Below are 25,251 nucleotides of genomic sequence, written 5' to 3'. Positions count from 1 at the left end.
GCACACGTCGCGGCCCCGGCGCCCACCCCCGCAGTGGTCCGTCCGGACGGTCGTCGTCACGTGCCGTCGTGCGCCGGTACAGTGCTGGGGACCCGGGACGCGGTCCCGGCGCAACGTGAGAGGAACCCATGACGGCGATCGACGGATCGACGCGCCACGGGCGCGCACGGGACGACGTCAGCGGAGCGGTCGACAGCGACCTGCGCGCGGACGTCCGGTACCTCGGCAACCTGCTCGGGCGGGTGCTGCGGGAGACCGGTGGCGACGAGCTGCTCCACGACGTCGAGAGCCTGCGGGCCGCGGTCATCGGCGCCTACGAGGGGTCCGACGCCGAGGGCGCCGCCCGGGCCGAGGCCATCGTCGCCGAGATGTCCGCGGAGCGGGCCGAGGCCGTGGCGCAGGCGTTCACGACCTACTTCCACCTCACGAACCTGGCCGAGGAGCACCACCGCGTCCGCGTGCTCCGGGCCCGCGGCGACGACGGCGGTCTCGCCGGCGACTCGTTCCCCGCCACCTACGCCTCGCTCGTCGAGCAGGTCGGTGCCGACGAGGCCGCCGCGCGCCTGGCCGACCTGCGCTTCCACCCGGTGCTCACCGCGCACCCGACCGAGGCCCGCCGCCGTGCGGTCACCACGGCCGTGCGCCGCATCACCGACCTGATCGACGAGCGCGACCACACCCGCAACGCGACCGCGCGCGCCGAGAACGAGCGGCGCCTGCTCGAGGAGATCACGACGCTCCTGCGCACCTCGCCGCTGCGGACCACGCGACCGACCCCGCTCGACGAGGTCCGCACCGCGATGAGCGTCTTCGACCAGACGCTGTTCGAGATCGTGCCGCAGGTCTACCGCTTGCTCGACGACCGGCTGCTCGGCGACGACGCCGGCCGGGCGCCGGTGACCGCCCCCGCCTTCGTGCGCTTCGGCACGTGGATCGGCGGCGACCGCGACGGCAACCCGCACGTCACCGCGGCCGTGACCCGGCAGGCGGCCGACATCGCGGCGGAGCACATCCTGCTCGGCCTGTCGCGCGCGGCCACCCGCATCGGCGCCGCGCTGACCCTCGACGCCGCCGAGACCCCGGCCGACGCCGGGCTCCAGGCGCTCGTCGCCGCGCAGGAGGCGCTCGACCCGGGCATCGCCGAGCGCATCGGGGTGCGCGCGCCGAACGAGACCCACCGGCGGGCGCTGCTCTTCGTGGCCGCGCGGATCCGTGCGACCCGACGCGGGAAGGACGGCCTGGCCTACGGCGGTCCCGAGGAACTGCTCGCCGACCTCCGGGTCATCCAGGCCTCGCTCGTCGCAGCCGGCGCCGCCCGCACCGCGAACGGCGAGCTCCAGAACCTGGTCTGGCAGGTCGAGACGTTCGGCTTCCACCTGACCGAGCTCGAGGTCCGCCAGCACTCGCAGGTCCACCGCACCGCCCTCGCCGAGATCCGCTCGGGGGAGCCGCTCAGCGACACGACCGAGGAGGTCCTCGCGGTGTTCCGCACCGTCGCGGACCTGCAGCAGCGCTACGGCGTGCGGTCGGCGCACCGGTACATCGTGTCCTTCACGCAGTCCGCCGCCGACCTGGCGAACGTGCACGAGCTGGCGACGGCGGCGTGCGGCGACGCGGCGCCCGTGCTCGACGTCATCCCGCTGTTCGAGACCTTCGCGGACCTGCACGCGAGCGTCGACATCCTCGACGAGGCCGTCCGCACCGAAGCGTTCCAGCGCCGGCTCGCGGCGACCGGGCGGCGACTCGAGGTCATGCTCGGGTACTCGGACTCGTCGAAGGACGTCGGCCCGGTGTCGGCGAACCTCGCGCTCTACGACGCCCAGGCGCGGATCGCCGACTGGGCGCGGGACAACGACGTCGAGCTGACCCTCTTCCACGGACGCGGCGGTTCGCTCGGCCGTGGTGGCGGACCCGCGAACGAGGCGGTGCTCGCGCAGCCGCCGGGGTCCATCGACGGGCGCCTGAAGCTCACCGAGCAGGGCGAGGTCATCTTCGCCCAGTACGGCGACCAGGACATCGCCGCGCGGCACCTCGAGCAGATGGCCTCGGCGACGCTCTTCGCGTCGTCGCCGTCGAACGAGGACCGGACGGCGGTCGCCGCCACCCGGTTCGCCGACCTCGCGCAGCAGCTCGACGACGTCTCCCGGCAGGCGTTCTACGACCTGGTCAAGGCCGACGGCTTCGCACCGTGGTTCGCCCGGGTGACGCCGATGGAGGAGATCGGGCTGCTCCCGCTCGGCTCCCGGCCGGCCCGTCGCGGCCTGAGCGTCGAGTCCCTCGAGGACCTCCGCGCCATCCCGTGGGTGTTCTCGTGGACGCAGGCGCGCATCAACCTCGCCGGCTGGTACGGCCTCGGGGCCGCGCTCGAGGCCGTCGGCGACGTCGAGGTCCTCCGTGCCGCGTACGCCGAGTGGCCCCTGTTCGGCGCGATGATCAAGAACGTCGAGATGTCCCTCGCCAAGACCGACGAGCAGATCGCCCGTCGGTACCTCGAGCTCGCGGACCGCGACGACCTCGCGGCCAAGGTCCTCGACGAGATGCTCCGCACCCGCGACTGGGTGCTCCGGGTCTCCGGCGGCAGCGACGTGCTCGAGGACCGGCCGGTGCTCGCCCGCGCCGTCCGGCTCCGCAGCCCGTACGTCGACGCACTGTCGCACCTGCAGCTCCGGGCGCTCCGGTCGATCCGGACCACCGGCAGCACCGACCCGACGGACGGCGACCACCGGTTGCTGCTCCTGACGGTCAACGGGATCGCCGCCGGCCTGCAGAACACGGGCTGATCCGACGGGTTGCTCCGACGGGTCGCGGTCGCGACCCGGTGCCGGACGGGAGGCGCGGTGCCAGCGGGTGCCGCGCCTCCCGTCCGTCGTCGGGTACGACCACGGCGACGGTCCTGTCGAATCGATTCGTGGACGCGTAGCGTTGCGTTCGTGACGACGGAGCGCGAACGGACCGGCCGACCCGCGACCAGTGGCGTGCTGCCGCCGATCGTCCCGCTCGCGCTCATCGTCGGCGTCTCGCCGTTCGCGACCGACATGTACATCCCGGCGCTGCCGACGATCGCGCGTGAGCTCGGGACGTCGCCCGGCGTCGTGCAGCTCTCGCTCACAGCGTTCCTCGTCGCGTTCGCGGTCGGACAGCTGCTCGCCGGCCCGGTGAGCGACGGCATCGGCCGGCGCCCGCTGCTGCTCGTCGGGACCGCCGGCTTCGCCCTGGCCTCGGTCGGCTGCGCCCTCGCGCCCGACGCGACCACCCTCGTCGTGGCGCGGGTGGTGCAGGGCCTGACGGGTGCCGCCGGGTCCGTCGCCGGACGTGCGATGGTGTCCGACACGACGACGGGGCCGCGCACCGCGAAGGTGTTCGGCACGCTCGCCGCGATCAACGCCATCGGGCCGGTGGTCGCCCCGCTCGCCGGGGGAGCCGTGCTGACCGTCGGCTCGTGGCGGCTCATGTTCGTCGTGCTCGCGGTGCTCGGTGCCGTGTTCACCGCGGCCGTGGCGCTCCGCTTCGGCGAGACCCTGCCCGCGACGGCGCGTGGGGGCACCGGGTTCCGGGCGAACGGCCGACGCATCCGCGACCTCATGGCGATCGGACGCTTCCGGGCGTACGTGCTCACCGGGGTGCTCTCGACGATCGGGTTCTTCGCCTACATCGCGACGAGCTCGTTCGTGTTCCAGCAGCAGTACGGGTTCTCGGAGCAGCTGTACACGCTCGTGTTCGCGACGAACGCGTCGATGATGATCGTCACGACGCTGGTGTTCCGGAGGGTCGTCGGGCGGTTCTCCGAGGACACGCTCCTGACGGCCGGTCTGGTCGTCGGCGCGGTCGGCAGCGCGGCCGTCCTGGCCTTCGCCGTGGCCGGCACCGGCCCCGTGGCGGTCTGGTGCGCGCTGGCCGTCGTCACCGGTGCGTGGGGCTTCGTGCTGCCGGCGGCGATGACGCGGACGCAGGCGGTCGGCGCGGCCCACCCGGGCACGGCGGCGGCGCTGCAGGGCGGGTTGACCTTCGGGCTCGGCGGCCTCGGGACGCCGCTCGCGGGTGCGCTCGGCGGCACCGCGACCGCGATGGGGGCCGTGATGGCCACCCTCATCGCGGCGGCCGTGGTGGTCCAGCTCGTCGCGACGCGGCGGGGTCGTTCCGCCTGAGGGCACCGACCCGGTAGGTTGCAACGAGCACCCGTTCCGGACCGAGGAGGCACCTGCATGGACATCGTCGTACACGAGGCAACGGACGACACGGCCGTGCTGGAGTGCAGCGGCCGGCTGAACATGGTCAGCGCGGGCGCGTTCCGCGAGACCGTGGCGAAGGTGGTCGGCGGTGGCCGGGCACGACTCGTCGTCGAGCTCTCCGGCGTCGAGTTCATGGACTCCTCCGGGCTCGGCGCGCTGGTCGGTTGCCTGAAGACCGCGCGCCAGGCAGGCGGCGACCTCCGCATCGCGGCGCCCTCCGAGCAGGTGCAGATGGTCCTCAAGCTGTCCAACATCGACAAGATCCTGCGGACGTACCCCGACGGGGACGCCGCGGTCACGAACTGGGGATGACCGTCACCATGGGCGAGCACGTGCTCGACCTCGCCTGCCCGCCCGAGGACGTCACGGCGGTGCACGCCTTCCTGTCCTCGGTGTGGGACCGCGAGCCGGACCTGTCCGTCGAGGACCGCATGGCGCTCGAACTCGCCCTCGTCGAGCTCGCGTCGAACGTCATCGAGCACGGCGCGGCCGGTAGCCGGATCGCGTGCTCCATGCGCTTCGCCGTCCGGCCGGACGACGTCGTCGTGACGATGGTGGACGACGGCGTCCCCGTGTCGGTCGACCCGTCCGCCGCGCACCTGCCGGACGCCATGGCGGAGGGCGGGCGCGGACTCGCGCTCGTGCAGATGGTCGTCGACGACCTGCGTTACGAGCGGGTCGACGGGCGCAACCAGTGGGTCGTCCGGCGCGGACGGCACTGAGACGGCACGGACGTGCACCCCGTGCGGGGGTGGACGACCATCCGGTTCACGCACTCCGGCAGCCGTTCCGCGCACCCTGCGGAGCCGACCGTGCCCCGGACCGGTCGGGGTGACACGCTCACCCTGATGAGCACCGAGACCCGCGCGGACCCACGACTGCGCTACGAGGCGTCCGGTACCGACCTCGCCGCGGCGCTCGACCTCTTCTCCGACGCCTACGAGGGTGCGCACTTCAACGGGGCGCACACGGAGCGCTCCTTCGCGTACCGGTTCCGCATGGTCGGGGACGGCTCGATGTCCCTGCGGACGACGCACTTCGACGCGAAGGCCACCGGGCAGGCCACCGCCGGCGACGAGTACGTCGTGATGTGGACGACCGACGGCGGCGGCACCGTGGACGTGGGTCGCGACGACGTGACCTTCGCGCCCGGCACGCCCGTGGTGTTCCCGAGCGGCCGGCCGTTCGTCTTCGAGGTCGAGGACATCCGGCAGAACCTCGTGCACTTCGACCGGCGCTTCCTCGAGCGCGTCGCCGCCGAGGAGCACGGCGGCCAGCCCGGCTCGCTCGTGTTCGACCACGCCCAGCGCCCCCGCACCGAGGACCTCCGCGGGTGGAACGCCCAGGTCGCCCGTGCCGCCCGCGTCGTGCTCGGCCCCGCCGAGCCCTCCCCGCTCCTGCTCGCCGAGACCGCCCGTGAGACGGCGCTCGCGATGCTGCACACGTTCCCGCACCAGCAGCTCGCGCCGGAGTCGCCCGTGCCGCAGGGGGCCACCAGCCGCGTGCGCGAGGCGGTCGAGTACATGCACGCGTACGCGCACACGCCCATCACCACGACGGACGTCGCCGAGCACGTCGGGCTGAGCGTCCGTGGGCTCCAGCAGGCGTTCCAGCGCCAGGTCGGCACGGCACCGAACGCGATGCTCCGCGGCATCCGCATGGACCGCGTGCGCGAGGAGCTCGTCGCGGGCAGCCCGGGCCAGCTGACGATCGCCTCCGTCGCCGTGCAGTGGGGGTTCGCGCACCTCGGACGCTTCTCGGCGGCGTACCACCAGCGCTTCGGCGAGTACCCCCGCGACACCCTGCACGGCTGACGCGGCACGTCCCCGCTACGCTGCCCGGATGCACGAGCACCCCGCTGACCGGTTCCCGTGGGTCGTCGTGCCGGGCATCTGGGACTCGGACCCGGAGCACTGGCAGTCACGCTGGCAGGACGACCGTGGACCGGAGGCCGTCCGCATCGCTCCAGCGTCGTGGTCGGCACCGGACCCGGACGACTGGGACCGGGCGATCTCGGACGCGGTCGCCGCGTGCGCCCGCCCTCCGGTGCTCGTCGCGCACAGCCTCGGGGTGCTCGCCGCCGCCCGCTGGCTCACCGCGCACGACGACGGCCGGGCCGCCGGCGCGTTCCTGGTCGCACCGCCCGACCCGGCCGCTCCGGCCTTCCCCGACGCCGCACGGGGCTTCGGGCCACCGGTCGGCGCGGTCACGACGCCGACGGCCCTCGTCGTGAGCGAGGACGACCCGTACTGCTCGGCGGAGCGGGCCTCGGGCTTCGCCTCCGTCCTGGGCGCACGGGTGTTCCGGATCGGGGAGCGGCAGCACGTGAACGTGGCGAGCGGCGTCGGGGCGTGGCCGGAGGGACGACGGCTCCTCGACGGGTTCGTCCGCGACGCCGTGGGAGGCTGACACGCCGCTCACGTCCGGGCCGACACGTCACGTGCAGCGCGGCGGGATGCGCGACACACCGCGGATCTCCCACCCTCGCGCGCCCGTGATATCTATCCTGCGTCACATGGAGACCCAGCCCGGCGCACGCACCCCCCTCGTGGACCCCTTCGGGCGCGAGCTCGAGGAGTGGCTCCGGGACGTCCCGGCCACCCGGTCGCCCTACCTGGCGGACCTCGTGGTGCCGCCGGTCACGGGTCCCGTGCAGCGGCCGGTGGTGCCCGCCGAGGAGCCCGCCGCGTCGCCGGTCGTCGAGTCACCGGCGACCCCGTCCGCGACCGCCACGAGCGCGGACGTCACGAGCACGGACGCCACCGCGTTCCGGCGTCGTGACCGTGCCCGTCACGTCGCCGCGTGCGCCCCCGCGTTCCCCGAGCCCCCGGCCCGGATCGCCCTGCGCTTCGAGGACCTCGCCGTCGAGGTCGCCGCGTCGAGCGGCCGCACCACGATCGAGCGCATCGTCCTGCTGGAGGACGAGGTCCGCCGCCGCGACGAGGACCTCGCCCGACTCGCCGCCTGGGAGGCCACGGTCGCCGACCTCGACGACGCCGAGGTGCAGGCCGCCCGCGCCTTCGCCCACGCCGTCTTCGCCGACCTGCTCGCCGACGCCGCCGACGAGGCCGAGCGACGCGAGCGCGCCGCCGCCCGGCGTGCGGCCACCGGCCCGCTGCCGACGCCCGTCCGCGACGCGGCGGCCGCCCGTGCGACGCGGACCGCGGTGCCCGCACCCGCCGCGACCGCACCGACGACGATCGCCACCGGCGCCGAGGCGACCGCTCCGGTCCGTGACGAGCCGGTGCGACCGGCGCTGTCCCTCCAGGCCGGCCCGCCGGTCTCCGCATCGACGCGCCCCACCCCGCTCGTGCAGCCCGCGACCGGACCGACCGTCATCGACCGTGCCGCGTTCGCCGCCGCCCTCACGGCGCACGCCGGTACGACGGCGAGCACCCCGGTTGTACTGCCGGAGGCGGTCTCGCTCCCGGTCGAGCGCGACGCCGCGGAGGAGGACGCACCCGTCGACACCGTCGACGCCTCGGCCGACGCCGGGTGGTGGACACGACTCGTCGCGCGCCTGCGTGCCCTGTTCGGCCGTCGCTGACGGCTCGCACGCTGACGGCTCGCACGCTGCCGGACCGCACGCTGCCGACGGCTCGGTAGACTGACGGGATGCCGACGCTCCGCGAACTCCAGGCCGTCACCGAGGACCTGTGGCCCGCCGCCGGCGCCGAGTCCTGGGACGCCGTCGGGCTCGTGTCCGGGCACCCGGACCAGCCCATCGAGCACGTGCACCTCGCCGTCGACGCCGTGCCGGCCACCGCCGACGAGGCCGTGGCGCTCGGAGCCGACCTGCTCCTGACGCACCACCCGCTGCTGCTCCGCGGGGTGACGACCATCGACGAGACGACCGTGAAGGGCCGCGTGCTCGCCACCCTGGTCCGGGGCGGCACCGCCCTGCTCGCCGCGCACACGAACGCCGACGTCGTGACCACGGGCACCTCCGCGGTGCTGGCCGACCGGCTCGGCCTCACCGAGCAGCGGCCCATCGAGCCGGGGCAGGACGCCGCGACGGGCATCGGCCGCGTCGGCGTGCTGCCGGCCGGTACGACGCTCGGTGCCCTCGCCCGCACGCTCGTCGACCTCCTGCCGCCCACCGCGACGGGCGTCCGGGTCTCCGGCGACTTCGACCGTCCGGTCCGCACGGTCGCCCTCTGCGCCGGTGCCGGCGACTCCCTGCTCGGCAACCCGGCCGTCCGCGCCGCCGACGTCTACGTCACGAGCGACCTCCGGCACCACCCCGCCTCGGAGTTCCGCGAGCAGGCCCTGCTCGTGGACGGCCCGGCGCTCGTCGACACGTCGCACTGGGCGGCCGAGTGGCTGTGGCTCGACGTGGCCGCCGAGCAGCTCCGTCGCGCGACGGGTGTCCGGGTCACCGTGAGCGACCTCCGCACCGACCCCTGGGACTTCGCCGTCCTGCCGGCAGCCGGACCCGCCAACCCGACCGCAGCGGACGCCGAGCCGGCGCCCGCACCCGCCCCCGAAGGAGACCGACCGTGAAGGCAGCACCCGAGGACCAGGTCGTCCTCCTCGACCTCCAGCGCCTCGACAACGACGTGACGCGGCTGTCGCACCGCATCACCGCGCTGCAGAAGGGCGACCGGCTCACCGAGCTCGGCACCGCCGCGGCGTCGCTCCGTGCGCAGCTGGCCGCCGCGACCGGCCAGGTGGAGGACGCCGAGCGCGACCTCGCACGGCTCGAGTCCGACACCGCGACGGCCCAGGCCCGCATCGAGCGCGACACGACGATGCTGCAGAACGCGTCGAACGCGAAGGACGTCGCCGGACTGCAGAGCGAGATGGAGTCGCTGCGTCGGCGCATCGGCGACCTCGAGACCGCCGAGCTCGAGGTCATGGAGCAGCTCGACGTGCACCGCGCCCTCGTCGGGGACATCGAGGCGGAGCTCGCCCGCGTCGAGGCCGACCGCACCACGCTCGTGGGGGAACGCGACGCCGAGATCGCCCGGGTGCAGGCCGACCGGGACTCCGCGGTGCAGAGCCGCGCGAGCGTCGCGGCGAAGGTGCCCGCTGACCTGCTGGCGCTCTACGACCGGCAGCGGGACCGCTACGGCTTCGGCGCGTCGCTGCTGCAGGGTGGCGTGTCGACGGCGTCGGGCGTGACGCTCACGAACTCCGACCTGCAGACGATCCGGCAGGCGGCGCCCGACGACGTCGTGCTCTGCCCGGACAGCGACGCGATCCTGGTGCGGACGGCCGAGTCCGGCCTGTAGCGCGACCACGCGACGGACGGGAGGCGCGGTGCCGGCTGGCACCGCGCCTCCCGTCCGTCTGCGCGTGCCGGCGCACGCCGCAGCGCCAGTCTCGCTGCGCCAGTCCCGCTGCGGTGCGCGCGAGACCCGGCGGCGGGCGTGTGGTGCGAACGGGCCGGCCGTACGCCGGGTTCTGTCCCGCTCTCGCGGTGACGGCCATCTCTCTCGGACCGACGTTGCCGCCGGCCTCCAGCGGTCCACCCGAGGACTCAGCGAGCAGCCTCGTCGTCCTCTGTCTGACCTTGCTCCGGGCGAGGTTTACCGAGCGGATCCGGTCACCCGGACCCCTGGTGGTCTCTTACACCACCGTTTCACCCTTACCGACGTCGCCGCCGGCGGTCTGCTTTCTGTGGCACTGTCTCGCGGATTGCTCCGGGTGGGTGTTACCCACCGCCCTGCTCTGTGGAGCCCGGACGTTCCTCGGCACTCCCGGGGGAGTGACGCGACCGTCTCACCGACCCGTTCGCACCGCCAGCATACCGGGCGCCCGGCGCCTGGCTCCTCGCTCCTCCTCGAACGGGCCGGATGCGGCCCACTCGGCGCTCCCGTCCGACGGGTCCTGCCCGGTCGACGGTCCGCATGCGGCGTGTCCTGCCCGCTCGCGCAGGGCCGGACCGGACTACCTGCTGGTGGCCGCGAGGGTCGCGGCGCCGATGATGCCGGCGTTGTTCCGGAGCGTCGCCGGGATGATTTCGGCTTGCAGGTCGAGCAGCGGGAGGAACTCCTCGTGGTGCTTCGACACGCCGCCGCCCACGACGAAGAGCTCCGGGGAGAGCAGCGCCTCGAGCGTCGAGTAGTACTTCTGCAGCCGCTTCGCCCAGTGCTTCCACGACAGGTCGTCGCGTTCCTTGGCGGCGAACGACGCGCGGGACTCGGCGTCGTGCCCGTCGATCTCGAGGTGCCCGAGCTCGGAGTTCACGATGAGCACGCCGTCGTTGATGAGCGCGGTGCCGATCCCGGTGCCGAGCGTCGTGACCACGACGAGCCCGTCCTTGCCCTTCGCCGCACCGAACTGCTGCTCGGCGAACCCGGCGGCGTCGGCGTCGTTGACGAAGTGGATGGAGCGGCCGAGCTCCTTCTCGAAGAGCGCCTCGGCCTCGAAGCCGATCCACTTCTTCGACACATTCGCGGCCGACATGGTCTTGCCGTCGCGGACGATCGCGGGGAAGCAGACGCCCACCGGCACGTCGGCGGCGGGGGCGAGCTCGTCCAGGATCGACTTCGCCACGGCGACGATGTCGTGGGGCTTGCCGCCCTCGGGGGTGGCCTTCTTGATCCGGTCGGTCTGGAGTTCGCCGGTGGTGACGTCGACGATCGCGCCCTTGATGCCCGTACCGCCGATGTCGACGCCGACTGCGAGGGTGGTCATGGGTGTGCCTTTCTGGGGGAGGAGGTCCGTCAGGAGACGGTGAGGAGCTCCGCGCCGCGCTCGGTGACGACGAGGGTGTGTTCGAACTGTGCGGTCCACGACTTGTCGCGGGTGCTGACGGTCCAGTCGTCCGACCAGATGTCCGCGTCGATGCCGCCGAGGGTGAGCATCGGCTCGATGGTGAACACCATGCCGGGCTCGATGACGGTGTCGTACTGGGGCGCGTCGTAGTGGGGGATGATCAGGCCGGAGTGGAAGGCCCGCCCGACGCCGTGGCCGGTGTAGTCACGGACGACGCCGTAGCCGAAGCGCTTGGCGTAGGCCTCGATCGCGCGACCGATGACGTTGACCTGGCGGCCCGGGGCGACCGCCTTGATGCCGCGCTCGAGCGCGAGCCGCGTGCGGTCGACCAGGTCCTGCACCTCCTGCGAGGCCTCGCCGACGACGAACGTGCGGTTCGTGTCGCCGTGCATCCCGTCCTTGTAGGCGGTGACGTCGATGTTGACCAGGTCGCCCTCCTGCAGCACGGTGTCGTCCGGGATGCCGTGGCAGATGACCTCGTTGAGGCTCGAGCACAGCGACTTCGGGTACCCGCGGTAGCCGAGCGTCGAGGGGTAGGCACCGTGCGACACGACGTACTCGTGGCCGATGCGGTCGAGCTCGTCGGTGGTGACGCCCGGGCGGATCGCCTCGCCCACGGCGTCGATCGCCCGCGAGGCGATGCGGCCGGCCGCCCGGATCCGCTCGACCTCGTCGGGCGTGTAGGTGTCGCCGAGACCGTGCTCGTGCGGCTCGGCGCGCCCGACGTACTCGGGGCGCTCGATGTCCTTCGGGACGGGGCGCTGGGGGGAGGTCCGGCCGGCGGTCAGGTGTCCGTGTGCGTCCCGGGGCATGGCGACCACTCTAACCGGGTGCGGCGCGGACCCGTCGCGAGCGCGCGCACGCGAGGCTCGGCCCGGCCCCGCCGCAGGGCGACCGCCTGGAGGCCCGGTGCCGCCCGGCGGGTCGGCACCGGGCCTCCAGGCCGTCGCGTCGGGCGCGGGGCGCACACGAGGCTCGGCCCCGCGGACGAGACTCGCGATCCCGACACGCGGATCTGTCCGCCAGCGCGAGCCTCGGCCCAGCGCGCGCAGCGCGCCCGGGCGTGGACCGGCCCCCGTGGGTACGGTGGCGCCATGAGCGACGAACGCATCGAGTCCCAGTGGTGGTTCAACGACAAGACCGGGCAGGTCGAGCAGGGCCCGCAGTCCCCGCAGCGCGACCGCATCGGCCCGTTCGCGACGCGTGACGAGGCGCAACACGCCCTGGACCGCATCAAGGCGAACAACGAGCGCTGGGACGACGGGGACCAATAGGCTGGAGGCCCCAGCAGCACCACGGAAAGGGCGTCCATGGACAAGCAGACGGACTTCGTGCTCCGCACCATCGAGGAGCGGGGCATCAAGTTCATCCGACTCTGGTTCACCGACGTCATCGGCACGCTGAAGTCCGTCGCGATCGCCCCGGCCGAGGTCGAGGGCGCCTTCGCGGAGGGCATCGGGTTCGACGGCTCCGCGATCGAGGGCCTGACCCGCAGCTACGAGGCCGACGTGCTCGCGCACCCGGACCCCTCGACGTTCCAGATCCTGCCGTGGCGGGGCGAGATCGACCCGACCGCGCGCATGTTCTGCGACATCACGACGCCGGACGGGCAGCCCGCCGTCGCCGACCCGCGGAACGTCCTGAAGCGCACGCTGGCCAGGGCGAGCGAGCGCGGCTTCACGTTCTACACGCACCCGGAGATCGAGTTCTACCTCCTGAAGAGCCGCGACTGGAAGGACGGCGGGCCGCAGCCCGTCGACCAGGCCGGTTACTTCGACAACGTCCCCGGCGGCAGCGCGCACGACTTCCGCCGCCGCTCCGTGCGGATGCTCGAGGACCTCGGCATCTCGGTCGAGTTCTCCCACCACGAGGCCGGTCCCGGGCAGAACGAGATCGACCTGCGCTACGCCGATGCCCTGACCATGGCGGACAACATCATGACCTTCCGCACGGTGGTGAAGGAGGTCGCGATCGAGCAGGGCGTCTACGCCACCTTCATGCCGAAGCCGCTCTCCGGCCAGCCGGGCTCGGGCATGCACACGCACGTGTCGCTGTTCGAGGGCGACCAGAACGCCTTCTACGAGGCGGGCGGCGAGTACCAGCTCTCGCAGACCGCGAAGCACTTCATCGCCGGGGTGCTGCGCCACGCCCCCGAGATCACGGCGGTGACGAACCAGTTCGTCAACTCGTACAAGCGCCTCTGGGGCGGCGACGAGGCCCCGTCCTTCGTGACCTGGGGCCACAACAACCGCTCCGCGCTCGTCCGCGTCCCGCTGTACAAGCCGAACAAGGGCCAGTCGGCTCGGGTCGAGTACCGCGGCATCGACTCCGCGGCGAACCCGTACCTGGCCTACTCGCTCCTGCTGGCCGCCGGGCTCAAGGGCATCGACGAGGGCTACGAGCTCCCGCCGGAGGCCGAGGACAACGTCTGGAGCCTGTCCGACGCCGAGCGCAAGGCCCTCGGCTACAAGCAGCTCCCGGCGAGCCTCGACCACGCCCTCGGCCTGATGGAGGACTCCGAGCTCGTCGCCGAGACGCTCGGCGAGCAGGTCTTCAACTTCGTGCTGCTCAACAAGCGGCAGGAGTGGAAGGCGTACCGCGACCAGGTCACGCCGTTCGAGCTGAACACCAACCTCGGCGCGCTCTAGCAGCACGCCCGGAGCGCACCACATGACCGGTCGGACGCGGACGTCCCGTTCCGAGTTGGCCCGCCTGGGCTTCGCGGAGCTGTCGGAGAGCCTCGAACGGATCGCCGGACTGGAGGCCCGCACCGGCCCCGACGAGCGGGTGCCGGTCGCGGACGCCCCGGCACTGTGGGAGTCGACGGCCGACCCGGACGGCGCGCTGCGCCTGCTGGAACGGCTCCTCGACCGCGCGCCGGACGAGCTCCGCCCCGTCCTGGCCGACGAGGCCGCGACCGAGCGGCTCGTCCGCCTGCTCGGGGCCTCGGTCGGGCTGGGGGAGTTCCTGCACCGTCGCCCCGCGGAGATCGCGCTGCTGCTCGACCCGGTCACGCCGCCGTGGACGCAGGACGAGTACACCGCGTCGTTGGCCGAGGCCGTCGACGGCGCCACCGGGGAGGACGCCCGGCTCCGCCTGCGCGTGCGCTACCGGCGACACCTCGCGCAGATCGCGCTGTTCGACGTGCTCCACCCGGCCCCCACGGCCGCGTTCCCCGCCGTCGCGGCCGGTCTCGCCGACCTCGCCGGTGCCGCGCTCGAGGCCGCGGTGGACGTGGCCCGTCGCGAGGTGCCCTTCCCGGCCGCGGACGTCGCGGCGACGCCCCTGGCCGTGATCGCGATGGGCAAGGCCGGCGCCCGCGAGCTCAACTACGTCAGCGACGTCGACGTCATCTTCGTCACCGAACCGACGCGCGACGACGAGGCCGACACGGGCGTCGGCACCGACCGTGCCGTGCTCATCGCGACGCGCCTGGCGATCGCGGCGACGCACGCGATCACCGACCTCGCGGCGGAGCCCGCGCTCTGGGAGGTGGACGCGAACCTCCGGCCGGAGGGCAAGGACGGCGCGCTCGTCCGCACGCTCGACTCGCACGTCGCGTACTACGAGCGCTGGGCGAAGGGGTGGGAGTTCCAGGCGCTGCTGAAGGCGCGACCGATCGCTGGCAGCCGCGACCTGGGGGAGCGGTACGCCGCCGCGGTGGCCCCGTTCGTGTGGACCTCGGCCGGGCGGCCCGGGTTCGTCGAGTCGGTGCAGCGGATGCGGGAACGCGTCACCGAGCACATCCCCGACGCCGAGGTCGACCGGCAGCTCAAGCTCGGGCCCGGCGGGCTGCGGGACGTCGAGTTCACGGTGCAGCTGCTGCAGCTCGTGCACGGGCGTGACGACGAGACGGTGCGGGTGCGGTCGACGCTCGAGGCGATGGACGCCCTCGCGGCCGCCGGGTACGTCGGCCGGCCCGAGGCCGCCCGGTTCGGGCCGGACTACGCCCTGCTGCGCCTGCTGGAGCACCGCATCCAGCTCCGGCGCCTGCAGCGCACCCACCTCATGCCGGACGACCCCGACGAGCTCCGGATCCTCGCACGTTCGACCGGCCTCGCGACCTCCGCCGTCGCGCTCGAGCAGCGCTGGCGCGGGGTGAAGCTCGAGGTCCGGGGGCTGCACGAGCGGCTGTTCTACCGTCCGCTGCTCTCCGCCGTGGCGGCGACGGACGGCGGGATCGTGCTGACGAGCGACCAGGCGGCCGACCGACTCGGCGCGATCGGCTTCGCGGACCCCTCGGGCGCGCTCGGGCACATCCGCGCGCTCACGCAGGGCACGAGTCGACGGGCCGCGATCCAGCGCAACCTGCTCCCGGTGCTGCTGCGCTGGATGGCCGAGGGGCCGGCCCCGGACCGCGCCCTGCTCGCGTTCCGGCGCCTGAGCGACACCCTGGGGGAGTCGAGCTGGTTCCTCCGCATGCTCCGCGACTCCTCCGGCGCGGCGCACTCCCTGACGACCGTGCTGTCCGAGTCGGCGTTCCTCGCCGGGCTGCTCGAGCGCTTCCCGGAGGCCGTCGCGTGGCTCGACGAACCGGAGGCGCTCCTCCGGCCCCGGCCGCTGGCGTCGCTGCTCGCCGAGCACGCCGCGACGACCGCCCGGCACGGTGACGACGTCGACGGTGCCGCTGCGCTCGTGCGGTCCACCCGACGTCGCGAGACGCTCCGGCTCGGCATGGCCGCGGTCCTGGGACACCTCGACGTGGACGCGCTCGGTCCGGCGCTGTCGGACGTCTCCGAGGCCACCCTGACCGGAGCGCTCACCCTCGCGCGACGGGACGCTCCCGAGGGACTCGCGTTCGGCATCGTCGCGATGGGTCGGTTCGGCGGCCGGGAGCTCGGCTTCGGCTCCGACGCCGACGTGCTCTACGTGTACCGGGCACCGGAGGGCCTCGAGTCCGAGCAGGCCTCGCGGGCGGCGCAGCGGATCGTCCGTGAGCTGTCGCGGCTGACCGACGACGCCGTCCACCCGTTCGAGCTCGACATCGACCTGCGTCCGGAGGGGAAGAACGGTCCCGTGGTGCGGACGCTCGAGTCGTACGGCGCCTACTACGCGCGGTGGTCGTTGACGTGGGAGGCGCAGGCGCTCCTCCGTGCCCGCGGTGCCGTCGGCGACGACCGGCTCCTGCGGGACTTCGAGCACCTCGCCGACCGCACCCGGTACCCGGAGCACATCGACGACCGCGAGGTCCGGGAGGTCCGCCGCATCAAGGCGCGTGTCGAGTCCGAACGGCTGCCCCGCGGCGCCGATCCCGCGCGGCACCTCAAGCTCGGGCGCGGCTCGCTGAGCGACGTCGAGTGGTTCGTGCAGCTCCTGCAGCTGCAGCACGCCACGACCGTCCCGGGCCTCCGGACGACGTCGACCCTCGAGGCCCTCCACGCCGCCACCGCGGCCGACCTCGTCGCCCCCGAGGACGCCGAGCGGCTCGAGGCCGCCTGGCGCTTCGCCTCCCGCACCCGGAGCGCACTCGTGCTCTGGTCCGGGCGGACGACCGACGTCCTGCCCGTGGACCGTGTCCAGCTCGAGGGCATCGCCCGGCTCCTGGAGTACCCGCCCGGGTCCGCCTCGCTGCTCGAGGAGGACTACCTGGGCGTCACGCGGCGTGCGCGGCAGGTCTTCGAGCGCGAGTTCTACGGCGCCTGACGAGGCTGCCCCGACGGTCGGTACCTCGCGGCGACACGCCCGGGACGACGCGGAACACACGAAGATGACACGTCGTCAGTAGCGACTTCCGCACGGGCGGATCCGTACCCCGGTCGCCGAGACTGCGTACCCCGGTGGGTCCCCCGCGGTATGTCTCCGTTCAGCGGGGGCACAGGGTGGTCCGGCGCGGCGACGGGTGCGCGCTGAGCGAGCGCCGCGCGGACCGCACCTTCTCCTGAACAGGGCTTTCCCCGGGTGATGCGGTCGTGCCTCCCGGCCGCTCGACCGACCGCGAGCGGCGTCGCGAGCCACCGTCCGGTCCGCACTGCTGCTGTCAGCAGCAGTGCGGACACGCTCGCGACCGCCGGTGGAGGACAGTGGTGTACCCCAGAACGAAGCGACGGTACCCCCGCACGAGGGGCGCGTTGCGCCGGTGCCCGGCTTCTGTCTCAATTGCCTCACCCGAACCGACCACTGGTTCCTCGATGAAGCGGAATCCCCACCTCGAACGTTGAAGCAGGGATCGATGTTCACCTTCATTCTGCAGATCCGGCAGATGGTCGAAGGGCACCCCGAGTTCTACCTGTTCGCCGTGTACTCCGCGGTGATCTGGTTGCTCTGGCTGCTCAAGGTCATCCTGTCGGCCCGCTACCGCCCCTACACCGGCACCTTCGTCGGGACGACCAGCGTGGTCGTCCCCGTCGTGGACGAGCCGCTCGACCTCTTCCGTGACGTGATCGGCCGCATGGTCGAGCAGCGTCCCGGCGAGATCATCGTCGTCATCAACGGCGCCCGCAACGAGGCGCTGGAAGGGGTCTGCGACGAGTTCGCCCCGCTCGTCCGCTGGACCCACACGCCGATCCCCGGCAAGCGCAACGCCGTCAAGGTCGGGACCGAGATGTCGAACGGCGACATCACGATCCTCGTCGACTCGGACACGGTCTGGACGCCCGGCACGCTCGACGAGCTGCTCAAGCCGTTCGCCGACGAGTCCGTCGGGGGCGTGACCACCCGGCAGCGCATCCTCGAGCCGACCCGCTCGTGGATCACCCGCTGGGCGGACTGGCTCGAGAACTCGCGGGCGCTCTACTCGATGCCCGCGCAGAGCGTGCTCGGGCAGATCGGCTGCCTGCCCGGACGGACCATCGCGTTCCGCCGCAGCATCCTGGCCCGCGTCATGGACCGGTTCATGCACGAGGAGTTCATGGGTGTCTTCCTCGAGGTGTCCGACGACCGGACCCTGACGAACCTGACGCTCAAGGAGGGGTACCGGACCGTCTACCAGTACACCTCGCTGGTGTACACGGACGCTCCGCTGCAGGTGAAGAAGCTGTTCAAGCAGCAGCTGCGCTGGGCGCGTGGCTCGCAGTACAACACCCTCCGGATGCTGCCCTGGATGCTCGGCCACGCGCCGATCCTGGCGGTCTTCTTCCTGACCGACATCATCCTGCCGTTCATGCTCTTCGGCGTGATCGCCGGCTGGATCTACCGGGCGGTCACCGGGCAGGGCGAGAACCTGTACCAGGGCATCCTGCAGCAGTACGGCTTCTCGACGGGCTTCGTCTACGTCGCCGGCCTGATGGTCGTCTCGAGCGTGCTGAGCATGGCGATCCGACAGATGCGCCACCTGGCCGAGAAGCCGAGCGACTTCTTCCGCCTGCCGATGTTCATCATCGTGTCGACGTTCTTCCTCATGCCGATCCGGCTCATCGGCTTCTTCCGCCTGGCGCACGCGTCCGGCTGGGGCACCCGTGCCGGGGCGTACGCCGGCGGACCGGTGCAGGAGGACCCCGCCGACGCCGTGCAGCCCGCCGCACTCGGCGCACCGCCGGTGAGCCCGGTGGACCTCGGTGAGCAGGGCCGGACCGACCAGGCCGCTGCCGACCGGGCGTTCGACGAGATCTTCGGACCCGACGCCACCACGAACTCGACCGCCACGGTGCTCGCCACCCGGCGCTCGGCGGCCGTCGCGGCCTCGGCTGCACCCGCGGCCCGCCCGGCTCCGACGACGGCACGTCGTCGCCTCAACCCCTACGCGGCGATCCCGTACCTCATCGGGTTCGCGATCTTCGCCCTGGAGGCGTTCCTCATTGTCTGACCTCATCCGGTCCACCAGCACCTGGTGGGCACAGTCCAGCAAGCACGCCCGACGGACCGCGATCGGCACGACCGCGATCGTCCTCGTGCTCGGCCTCATCACCTGGACCGTCTGGGTCTCGCCCAGCGGCCCGGTGTCCTCCGCCGTCCAGACCGCCCTCGGGGTCACCCCGAAGAAGCAGGCGGCGCAGCCCACCGCCGCTGAGCTCACAGCGAAGCTCGACGCCGCCCAGCAGCGCATCTGGGAGCTCGAGGGCAAGCTCGAGTCGACCGACGCGCAGTCCGGTTCCCGGAGCGACCAGATCACGACGCTCAAGGCCCAGCTCGCGTCGCTGCAGTCGCAGCTCGGTGCCGCGAAGAGCCGGGCCGCGGGCCTCGCCGGCAAGAGCGGGGCCGGCGGCGGGGGCGGCGGCACGAGCGGCGGGGGCAGCGGCACGAACGGTGGCAGCACCGGTTCCGCCGTGGACCACGGCGGCGTCGCAGGATCGAACGGGTCCGGGTCGACGCACCCGGTCGGCACCGGCAACGGTGGTCCGTCGAAGGACCCGTCCCCGACGCTCCCCGCCGCCCCCACCAAGGCCGAGGTCCTCGCGCAGCAAGCCCGGTGGTACGGCCTCTACACGGCGCAGGCGCCCTTCAACTGGGCCGAGTACGACGAGGTCCAGCAGCAGGTCGGCAAGGCCTCGAACATGGTCGGGTACTTCCAGGGCTTCGACCAGGACTTCAACGCGAGCGCCGTGCAGCGCTCGTGGGCGAACGGCCGACTCCCGATGATGACCTGGGAGACCAAGCCGCTGAACGTCGGCAACGACAAGCCGAACGTGCCCGGGTACTCGAACCAGGACGTCATCGACGGTGACTTCGACGCCTACCTCACGAAGTACGCGCAGGCCGTGAAGGCGAACGGGCAGCCGATCGTCATCCGCCTCGACCACGAGATGAACGGTTCCTGGTACAACTGGTCCGAGCAGCCCTACAACCCCTCGAAGGTGGAGCGGCCGCAGAACGCCCCGGGCACGTACCGACAGATGTGGCAGCACGTCTGGCAGGTCTTCGAGGCGAACGGCGCCAACGACGAGGTCATCTGGAACTGGTCGCCGACGCGCATCGACGAGCTCGGCAGCGACACCTACCGCACCCTCGACTACACGGCGAAGTACTACCCCGGCGCGCAGTACGTCGACTGGGTCGGCATGAGCGGCTACTACCGGAACGCCGGCGACCCGGCGACCTTCACGAGGACGTTCGACGCCACCCTCGGGCAGCTCCGGCAGATCGCACCCGGCAAGCCGATCGTGCTCAACGAGATCGGTGCGACCGAGTCCGGTACCGCCGTGTCGGAGTCGCAGAAGGCGGCGTGGTTCACCTCGCTCTTCGCCGCCCTGGCCGACCCCGCGAACGACGACGTCATCGGCTTCGCGTACTTCAGCGAGGTGGCGACCTCGGTCACGGACGGCAAGCGTGCGACCAACGACTGGCGCCTGAACTCCCGCAAGGACAGCCTCGCGGCGTTCAGTGCGGGGATCCGGCGCGACGACATCGGGTACGACCTCCAGGAAGTGAAGGAACAGTGAGCGAACAGCAGCAGGACGGCGCCGACGTGCGCCCGGCCCCCGTCATCTCCGTCATCGGCACCGGCTACCTCGGCGCCACCCACGCGGCCGCCATGGCCGAGATGGGCTTCGACACCATCGGCGTCGACGTCGACCCGGCCAAGCTGGCGGCGCTGTCCGCCGGCGAGGTGCCCTTCTACGAGCCGGGCCTGCCCGAGCTCATCACGAAGCACGTCGCGACCGGGAAGCTCCGGTTCACCGCCGACATCGCCGAGGCGGTCGCGGCCGCGGACGTCCACTTCGTCTGCGTCGGCACCCCGCAGAAGGCCGGGTCGCACGCCGCGAACCTGTCCTACGTCGAGGCCGCCACCCGCGGTGTCGCCGAGCACCTCACCCACCCCGGTCTCATCGTCGGCAAGTCGACCGTCCCGGTCGGCACCGCCGAACGGCTGCGCGGCATCGTCCGCGAGTTCACGCCGTCGGGCATCGCCGCCGAGCTCGTCTGGAACCCCGAGTTCCTCCGCGAGGGCAAGGCCGTCGACGACACCCTGCACCCGGACCGGCTCGTCTGGGGCGGTGCCTCCGACGCCGCGGACGCCGTCATGCGCGAGGTCTACGCGGCACCGATCGCCGAGGGCACCCCGGTCATCACGACGGACCTCGCCACCGCGGAGCTCGTGAAGGTCAGTGCGAACGCCTTCCTCGCCACGAAGATCTCGTTCATCAACGCGATCTCCGAGATGTGCGCGATCACCGGCGCGGACGTCACGACGCTCGCCGACGCGCTCGGGCACGACGTCCGCATCGGCCGGAAGTTCCTCAACGCCGGCCTCGGCTTCGGGGGCGGCTGCCTGCCGAAGGACATCCGGGCGCTCATGCACCGTGCGAACGAGATCGGTGCCGGTCGGGTCGTCGGCCTCATGCAGCAGGTCGACGAGATCAACATGGGGCAGCGCGAGCGCGTCATCGACATGACCATCGAGGCGCTCGGCGGCTCGGTGCTCAACCGTCGCGTCGCCGTCATCGGTGCCGCGTTCAAGCCGCTCACGGACGACGTGCGCGACTCGCCGGCCCTCAGCGTGGCCGCCGCGCTGCACCTCCGGGGTGCCCAGGTCACGCTCTGGGACCCGGAGGCGAACGAGACCGCCCGGCGCTCCTTCCCGACGCTGTCCTACGCGGCGTCGAAGGAGGACGCGGTCGAGGGTGCCGACGTCGTCCTCGTCCTCACCGAGTGGGACGACATCGTGCAGGCGTCGCCGACGGCGCTCGGAGCCCTCGTCGGGCGCCGGACCGTCATCGACGCCCGCAACTGCCTCCCGGTCGTCGACTGGGTGGAAGCGGGGTGGTCCGTCCGTTCCCTGGGGCGGCCCACGCCGGTCACGGGTGCGCCCGTGAGCGTGGCCGCGGGGGCGAACGACGTGCTGGTGACAGCGCGGTAGTCGTCGCGTCCGTGCGAGACGGGGTCCGTGCCGGGGGCGGCGCGGGCCCCGTCTCCGTGCGCGCGGGGCGGCAGCGGCGCCGGGTGGGCCCGGCGTGCCTGGTCGTTCCGGGCGTACGTGGTCGTTCCGGGCGTGCCTGGTCGTTCGTTCCGACCGGGTACGCCCGTTCCTGCCAGCCATCGCGACCGTCCTGGGAAGGATCGGGCAGGCGGGTGCGGTGACGGCCTGGAGGCCCGGTGTCGGTCCGCCGGACCGGCACCGGGCCTCCAGACCGTCACCTGCACCGCCCGGCGCGAGCCGACCGGGCTGCGCACTCGGACGCACGCTGCTCCGGTGGGTGCGTGACCGACGCGGAAGGGCCCCGCACCGAGACGGTGCGGGGCCCTTCGTGCTCAGCGGGGATCAGACGCCGAAGTAGAGCTCGTACTCGAACGGGTGCGGGCGCTGCGCCAGCGGGAGGATCTCGTTCTCGCGCTTGTAGTCGATCCAGGTCTGGATGAGGTCCTCGGTGAAGACGTTGCCCTTCGTGAGGAACTCGTGGTCCGCCTCGAGCGCCTCGAGCGCCTCGTCGAGGGAACCCGGCACCTGCGGGATGCCCTTGGCCTCCTCCGGGGGGAGCTCGTACAGGTCCTTGTCGACCGGCTCGTGCGGCTCGATGCGGTTCTGGATGCCGTCGAGGCCCGCCATGAGCTGCGCGGCGAAGGCGAGGTAGGGGTTGCCCGAGGCGTCCGGCGCGCGGAACTCGATGCGCTTGGCCTTCGGGTTGGTGCCCGTGATCGGGATGCGGATCGCCGCCGAGCGGTTGCCGGCCGAGTAGACCAGGTTGACCGGGGCCTCGAAGCCCTTGACCAGGCGGTGGTACGAGTTGATCGACGGGTTCGTGAACGCGAGCAGCGCCGGAGCGTGCTTCAGCAGGCCGCCGATGTACCAGCGCGCGGTGTCGGACAGTCCGCCGTAGCCGTTCTCGTCGTAGAACAGCGGCTTGCCGTCGTTCCACAGTGACTGGTGCGTGTGCATGCCCGAGCCGTTGTCACCGAAGAGCGGCTTCGGCATGAACGTGGCGACCTTGCCCCACTGGTCGGCCGTGTTCTTGACGATGTACTTGAACTTCAGGATGTCGTCCGCGGCGTGGACCATCGTGTCGAACTTGTAGTTGATCTCCTGCTGGCCGCCGGTGCCCACCTCGTGGTGCGAGCGCTCGAGCGTGAAGCCCGCCTCGATCAGCTTCAGGGTGATGTCGTCGCGCAGGTCCGCCGTCTTGTCGACGGGGGAGACCGGGAAGTAGCCGCCCTTGTACGGGGTCTTGTTCGCGAGGTTGCCGCCCTCTTCCTCGCGGCCGGTGTTCCAGGCGCCCTCCTCCGAGTCGACGGAGTAGAACGACTTGTTCTGCGTGACCGAGTAGCGGACGTCGTCGAAGATGTAGAACTCGGCCTCGGGGGCGAAGAACGCGGTGTCCGCGATGCCGGTCGACGCGAGGTACTTCTCGGCCTTCTTCGCCACCTGACGAGGGTCGCGGCCGTAGATCTCGCCGTTCCGCGGGTTGTAGATGTCGAAGACCATGATCAGCGTGCGCTCGGCACGGAACTGGTCGATGTAGGCGGTCGTCACGTCAGGGATGAGCTGCATGTCCGACTCGTGGATCGACGCGAAGCCGCGGATCGAGGAGCCGTCGAAGAGCTGTCCGACCGAGAAGAAGTCCTCGTCGACCGTGGACGCCGGGATGTTGAAGTGCTGCTGCACACCGGGCAGGTCGGTGAATCGGATGTCGAGGAACTTGACGTCCGTGTCCTTGATGAAGGCCAGGACCTCGGAGGAATCGCTGAACATGTGTGTCGATCTCCTGGGGGGGTAGGTGATGTCGATGGGTGCCGCAGGTGCACCCTCCGACGAGGCTATTGACACCGGGTTTCCCGGACATGACTGCATTGTTTCGGGCGTGTTACGTCGGTGCGGTCGCCTACCCTGGGGGCATGGCCCGCAGCACCACCCCGCCCTCCGCGTCCTCCGCACACCCGAGCGGGGAGCACCCGGACGGCTGGCCGGGCAAGGACCTGGGGCTTCCCGAGGAGGGCCCACGGAGCGTCGGGCGCATCGGTCGCCGGGTCGTCGCGCTGCTGATCGACGGTGCCCTCGCCGACCTCGTCGCGTTCGTCACGGGGGTGTGGTCACCGCTCGAGGGCTCGGGCGACATCGCGCACACCTGGATCCAGCTCGCGATCTTCGCAGCGCTGCAGGTGCTGTTCATCTGCCTGCTGTCGGGGTCGTTCGGCCACGTCTGCGTCGGCCTGCGGGTCGTCCCGATCCGCGGGGGCTACGTCGGGGTGTGGCGGCCGGTCGTCCGGACGGTCCTGCTCTGCCTGGTCGTCCCCGCGCTCATCATCGACCGCGACAGCCGTGGGGCGCACGACCGCATCGCCGGGACGGTGCTCGTCCGGCGCTGAACCGGCGGGGGCTGCGGCGGGGGGCTGCGCGTGGCCGGGGCTCGCGCGGCCGGGCTCGCGCGGCGGGGACTTGCGCGGCGGGGACTCGCGCGCTCTTCGACATCGCACCAGTCGATCGACGCGCGGGATGTCGGAAGATGCACGTGCACCCTGTACGCGCGCATGATCCGACATCGCAGCTGTCGATCGACGCGCGCAACGTCGGAAGATGCATGCGCACCCGGTACCCGCGCATCGTCCGACACCGCACCGGTCGCTCGACGCGCGGGATGTCGAAAGAGGCACGTGCACGACCGACGACGGCACTCGGGAGCCCGTGACACGACGACGCCCCCGACCTGGCACGGTCGGGGGCGTCGCTCGGAAGAGGGAAACGCGGATCAGCGGGGACGCCCGGCGCGCGCACGCATCGGGTCCATGCCCTTCGGGATCGCCGCGGCGGGACCGTGCGTCATCGAGTCGAGTCGGTTCGCGACCGCCAGGACCTCGTTCCGGTTCAGCGCCTTCTTGTACTGGTTCATCGCCTTCGGCAGCTTGTGCAGGGTCACGCCGTCCGTGTCGTCGTCCACGTGCACGATGTGCACCGGGACGTTCGGGACGATGCGCTGCACCTTGCGACGCTCCTCGTCGACCTGGCGCTTGAGGTTGCCACGCTGCCCCTCGGTGATCAGGATGACGCCCGGCGTGCCGACAGCGCGGTAGACCGCGGCCTGCGACCGGCCGTGGACGGCGACGGGCATCTCGCTCGACCGCCACTGACGACGCAGGGAGTTCGAGAGCACCGCGCCGACGGCACCGGGCTGGCCGGCGATCTGGGAGTAGGCGGCGCGCTCGGCGAGCCGACCGAGGACGATGAGGAACAGCAGCACACCGAGCAGGACGCCGGCGAGGATCCAGAGCGTGATCGCGAGCCAGTTCTGACCCGGCAGGAGCAGGGCGAGCAGGACGCCGAGGACGACGGGGCCGACGAACGCCAGCAGGAACCACCAGACGGACTTCGGGTCGGCCCGACGGGTCATGGTGAAGACCTGGTACATCTGCTTGAGACGACCCGGCTCCTTCGCCTTGGGCGCTTGGGGAGTGCTGCGTGCCATGCGACCAGGATACGGCCTCGGTCATCCGTCGC

Annotated in this window: 20 protein-coding genes and 1 other RNA gene; 16 read left to right on the top strand and 5 right to left on the bottom strand. The window is 72.3% G+C overall.

Annotated features, from left to right (window positions below):
* Positions 1 to 128: 128 nt before the first annotated feature.
* The 9 genes from Cus16_RS02800 to Cus16_RS02760 all read left to right on the top strand — a co-directional run bounded on the left by Cus16_RS02800 (position 129) and on the right by Cus16_RS02760 (position 9,463).
* Complete coding sequence (locus Cus16_RS02800; protein WP_069711055.1) at positions 129 to 2,780, top strand: phosphoenolpyruvate carboxylase; 2,652 nt, start codon at positions 129 to 131, stop codon at positions 2,778 to 2,780.
* A 150-nt stretch (positions 2,781 to 2,930) separates the two neighbouring features.
* On the top strand, positions 2,931 to 4,145 hold the full coding sequence (locus Cus16_RS02795; protein WP_223246495.1) for a multidrug effflux MFS transporter: 1,215 nt from the start codon (positions 2,931 to 2,933) through the stop codon (positions 4,143 to 4,145).
* Between the two features lie 57 nt (positions 4,146 to 4,202).
* Entirely contained in the window at positions 4,203 to 4,541 is a 339-nt protein-coding gene (locus tag Cus16_RS02790; protein ID WP_069711054.1) for an STAS domain-containing protein, read from the top strand.
* Positions 4,538 to 4,951, top strand: coding sequence for an ATP-binding protein (locus Cus16_RS02785; RefSeq protein ID WP_083263638.1), 414 nt, complete (start codon positions 4,538 to 4,540; stop codon positions 4,949 to 4,951). The genes Cus16_RS02790 and Cus16_RS02785 overlap by 4 nt, the downstream gene beginning before the upstream one ends.
* Positions 4,952 to 5,077: 126 nt before the next feature.
* Entirely contained in the window at positions 5,078 to 6,043 is a 966-nt protein-coding gene (locus Cus16_RS02780; RefSeq protein ID WP_141718773.1) for a helix-turn-helix transcriptional regulator, read from the top strand.
* Between the two features lie 28 nt (positions 6,044 to 6,071).
* Positions 6,072 to 6,638 (top strand): RBBP9/YdeN family alpha/beta hydrolase, encoded by a 567-nt coding sequence (locus Cus16_RS02775; RefSeq protein WP_069711052.1) that lies wholly within the window; start codon positions 6,072 to 6,074, stop codon positions 6,636 to 6,638.
* 106 nt (positions 6,639 to 6,744) lie between these two features.
* Positions 6,745 to 7,776: a hypothetical protein gene (locus Cus16_RS16965; protein ID WP_069711051.1), complete on the top strand. Its 1,032-nt coding sequence runs from the start codon at positions 6,745 to 6,747 to the stop codon at positions 7,774 to 7,776.
* Positions 7,777 to 7,844: 68 nt separating this feature from the next.
* Positions 7,845 to 8,732: a Nif3-like dinuclear metal center hexameric protein gene (locus Cus16_RS02765; RefSeq protein ID WP_069711050.1), complete on the top strand. Its 888-nt coding sequence runs from the start codon at positions 7,845 to 7,847 to the stop codon at positions 8,730 to 8,732.
* Entirely contained in the window at positions 8,729 to 9,463 is a 735-nt protein-coding gene (locus Cus16_RS02760; RefSeq protein ID WP_069711049.1) for a zinc ribbon domain-containing protein, read from the top strand. The genes Cus16_RS02765 and Cus16_RS02760 overlap by 4 nt, the downstream gene beginning before the upstream one ends.
* Positions 9,464 to 9,609: 146 nt before the next feature.
* On the opposite strand, the gene rnpB is transcribed toward Cus16_RS02760, so the two are convergent.
* The 3 genes from rnpB to map all read right to left on the bottom strand — a co-directional run bounded on the left by rnpB (position 9,610) and on the right by map (position 11,764).
* Positions 9,610 to 9,964: RNase P RNA component class A (gene rnpB / locus Cus16_RS02755), an RNA gene on the bottom strand.
* 157 nt (positions 9,965 to 10,121) lie between these two features.
* Positions 10,122 to 10,871, bottom strand: coding sequence for a polyphosphate--glucose phosphotransferase (gene ppgK / locus Cus16_RS02750; protein ID WP_069711048.1), 750 nt, complete (start codon positions 10,869 to 10,871; stop codon positions 10,122 to 10,124).
* Positions 10,872 to 10,900: 29 nt separating this feature from the next.
* On the bottom strand, positions 10,901 to 11,764 hold the full coding sequence (gene map / locus Cus16_RS02745) for a type I methionyl aminopeptidase (RefSeq protein ID WP_069711408.1): 864 nt from the start codon (positions 11,762 to 11,764) through the stop codon (positions 10,901 to 10,903).
* A gap of 282 nt (positions 11,765 to 12,046) precedes the next feature.
* Between map and Cus16_RS02740 the strand changes: the two genes are divergently transcribed.
* The 6 genes from Cus16_RS02740 (at position 12,047) to Cus16_RS02715 (ending at position 21,684) form a co-directional block, all read left to right on the top strand.
* Positions 12,047 to 12,226, top strand: a complete 180-nt coding sequence (locus Cus16_RS02740) for an SPOR domain-containing protein (protein ID WP_069711047.1) — start codon at positions 12,047 to 12,049, stop codon at positions 12,224 to 12,226.
* A gap of 36 nt (positions 12,227 to 12,262) precedes the next feature.
* A complete protein-coding gene (gene glnA, locus Cus16_RS02735; protein ID WP_069711046.1) occupies positions 12,263 to 13,600 on the top strand; it encodes a type I glutamate--ammonia ligase in 1,338 nt (445 codons plus the stop codon).
* A gap of 22 nt (positions 13,601 to 13,622) precedes the next feature.
* On the top strand, positions 13,623 to 16,595 hold the full coding sequence (locus tag Cus16_RS02730) for a bifunctional [glutamine synthetase] adenylyltransferase/[glutamine synthetase]-adenylyl-L-tyrosine phosphorylase (protein ID WP_069711045.1): 2,973 nt from the start codon (positions 13,623 to 13,625) through the stop codon (positions 16,593 to 16,595).
* Positions 16,596 to 17,121: 526 nt separating this feature from the next.
* Positions 17,122 to 18,693, top strand: coding sequence for a glycosyltransferase family 2 protein (locus tag Cus16_RS02725; protein ID WP_069711044.1), 1,572 nt, complete (start codon positions 17,122 to 17,124; stop codon positions 18,691 to 18,693).
* On the top strand, positions 18,686 to 20,266 hold the full coding sequence (locus Cus16_RS02720) for a glycoside hydrolase family 26 protein (RefSeq protein ID WP_069711043.1): 1,581 nt from the start codon (positions 18,686 to 18,688) through the stop codon (positions 20,264 to 20,266). The genes Cus16_RS02725 and Cus16_RS02720 overlap by 8 nt, the downstream gene beginning before the upstream one ends.
* On the top strand, positions 20,263 to 21,684 hold the full coding sequence (locus tag Cus16_RS02715; protein ID WP_069711042.1) for a UDP-glucose dehydrogenase family protein: 1,422 nt from the start codon (positions 20,263 to 20,265) through the stop codon (positions 21,682 to 21,684). The genes Cus16_RS02720 and Cus16_RS02715 overlap by 4 nt, the downstream gene beginning before the upstream one ends.
* Before the next feature lie 402 nt (positions 21,685 to 22,086).
* Here the strand turns inward: Cus16_RS02715 and glnA (Cus16_RS02710) are convergent, their stop codons facing one another.
* Positions 22,087 to 23,511 carry a type I glutamate--ammonia ligase gene (gene glnA, locus Cus16_RS02710; protein ID WP_069711041.1) on the bottom strand — a complete coding sequence of 475 codons (1,425 nt, stop codon included), beginning with the start codon at positions 23,509 to 23,511 and terminating at the stop codon, positions 22,087 to 22,089.
* 143 nt (positions 23,512 to 23,654) lie between these two features.
* Between glnA (Cus16_RS02710) and Cus16_RS02705 the strand changes: the two genes are divergently transcribed.
* Entirely contained in the window at positions 23,655 to 24,125 is a 471-nt protein-coding gene (locus Cus16_RS02705) for an RDD family protein (protein WP_069711040.1), read from the top strand.
* Positions 24,126 to 24,505: 380 nt separating this feature from the next.
* Here the strand turns inward: Cus16_RS02705 and Cus16_RS02700 are convergent, their stop codons facing one another.
* Positions 24,506 to 25,219, bottom strand: coding sequence for a DUF4191 domain-containing protein (locus Cus16_RS02700; protein ID WP_069711039.1), 714 nt, complete (start codon positions 25,217 to 25,219; stop codon positions 24,506 to 24,508).
* Positions 25,220 to 25,251 lie beyond the last annotated feature (32 nt).

It is taken from the genome of Curtobacterium sp. ER1/6 (assembly GCF_001742745.1).
Classification (GTDB): domain Bacteria; phylum Actinomycetota; class Actinomycetes; order Actinomycetales; family Microbacteriaceae; genus Curtobacterium; species Curtobacterium citri.
This window is presented reverse-complemented; position numbering and strand designations above follow the sequence as displayed.

What these genes read in the sequence shown, in the direction of transcription:
- map (WP_069711408.1), bottom strand. Translation starts at nt 11,764, where the DNA reads ATGCCCCGGGACGCACACGGACACCTGACCGCCGGCCGGACCTCCCCC.
- glnA (WP_069711041.1), bottom strand. Translation starts at nt 23,511, where the DNA reads ATGTTCAGCGATTCCTCCGAGGTCCTGGCCTTCATCAAGGACACGGAC.
- Cus16_RS16965 (WP_069711051.1), top strand. Translation starts at nt 6,745, where the DNA reads ATGGAGACCCAGCCCGGCGCACGCACCCCCCTCGTGGACCCCTTCGGG.
- Cus16_RS02705 (WP_069711040.1), top strand. Translation starts at nt 23,655, where the DNA reads ATGGCCCGCAGCACCACCCCGCCCTCCGCGTCCTCCGCACACCCGAGC.
- Cus16_RS02790 (WP_069711054.1), top strand. Translation starts at nt 4,203, where the DNA reads ATGGACATCGTCGTACACGAGGCAACGGACGACACGGCCGTGCTGGAG.
- Cus16_RS02740 (WP_069711047.1), top strand. Translation starts at nt 12,047, where the DNA reads ATGAGCGACGAACGCATCGAGTCCCAGTGGTGGTTCAACGACAAGACC.
- Cus16_RS02725 (WP_069711044.1), top strand. Translation starts at nt 17,122, where the DNA reads ATGTTCACCTTCATTCTGCAGATCCGGCAGATGGTCGAAGGGCACCCC.
- glnA (WP_069711046.1), top strand. Translation starts at nt 12,263, where the DNA reads ATGGACAAGCAGACGGACTTCGTGCTCCGCACCATCGAGGAGCGGGGC.
- Cus16_RS02800 (WP_069711055.1), top strand. Translation starts at nt 129, where the DNA reads ATGACGGCGATCGACGGATCGACGCGCCACGGGCGCGCACGGGACGAC.
- Cus16_RS02730 (WP_069711045.1), top strand. Translation starts at nt 13,623, where the DNA reads ATGACCGGTCGGACGCGGACGTCCCGTTCCGAGTTGGCCCGCCTGGGC.
- Cus16_RS02765 (WP_069711050.1), top strand. Translation starts at nt 7,845, where the DNA reads ATGCCGACGCTCCGCGAACTCCAGGCCGTCACCGAGGACCTGTGGCCC.
- Cus16_RS02780 (WP_141718773.1), top strand. Translation starts at nt 5,078, where the DNA reads ATGAGCACCGAGACCCGCGCGGACCCACGACTGCGCTACGAGGCGTCC.
- ppgK (WP_069711048.1), bottom strand. Translation starts at nt 10,871, where the DNA reads ATGACCACCCTCGCAGTCGGCGTCGACATCGGCGGTACGGGCATCAAG.
- Cus16_RS02785 (WP_083263638.1), top strand. Translation starts at nt 4,538, where the DNA reads ATGACCGTCACCATGGGCGAGCACGTGCTCGACCTCGCCTGCCCGCCC.
- Cus16_RS02775 (WP_069711052.1), top strand. Translation starts at nt 6,072, where the DNA reads ATGCACGAGCACCCCGCTGACCGGTTCCCGTGGGTCGTCGTGCCGGGC.
- Cus16_RS02700 (WP_069711039.1), bottom strand. Translation starts at nt 25,219, where the DNA reads ATGGCACGCAGCACTCCCCAAGCGCCCAAGGCGAAGGAGCCGGGTCGT.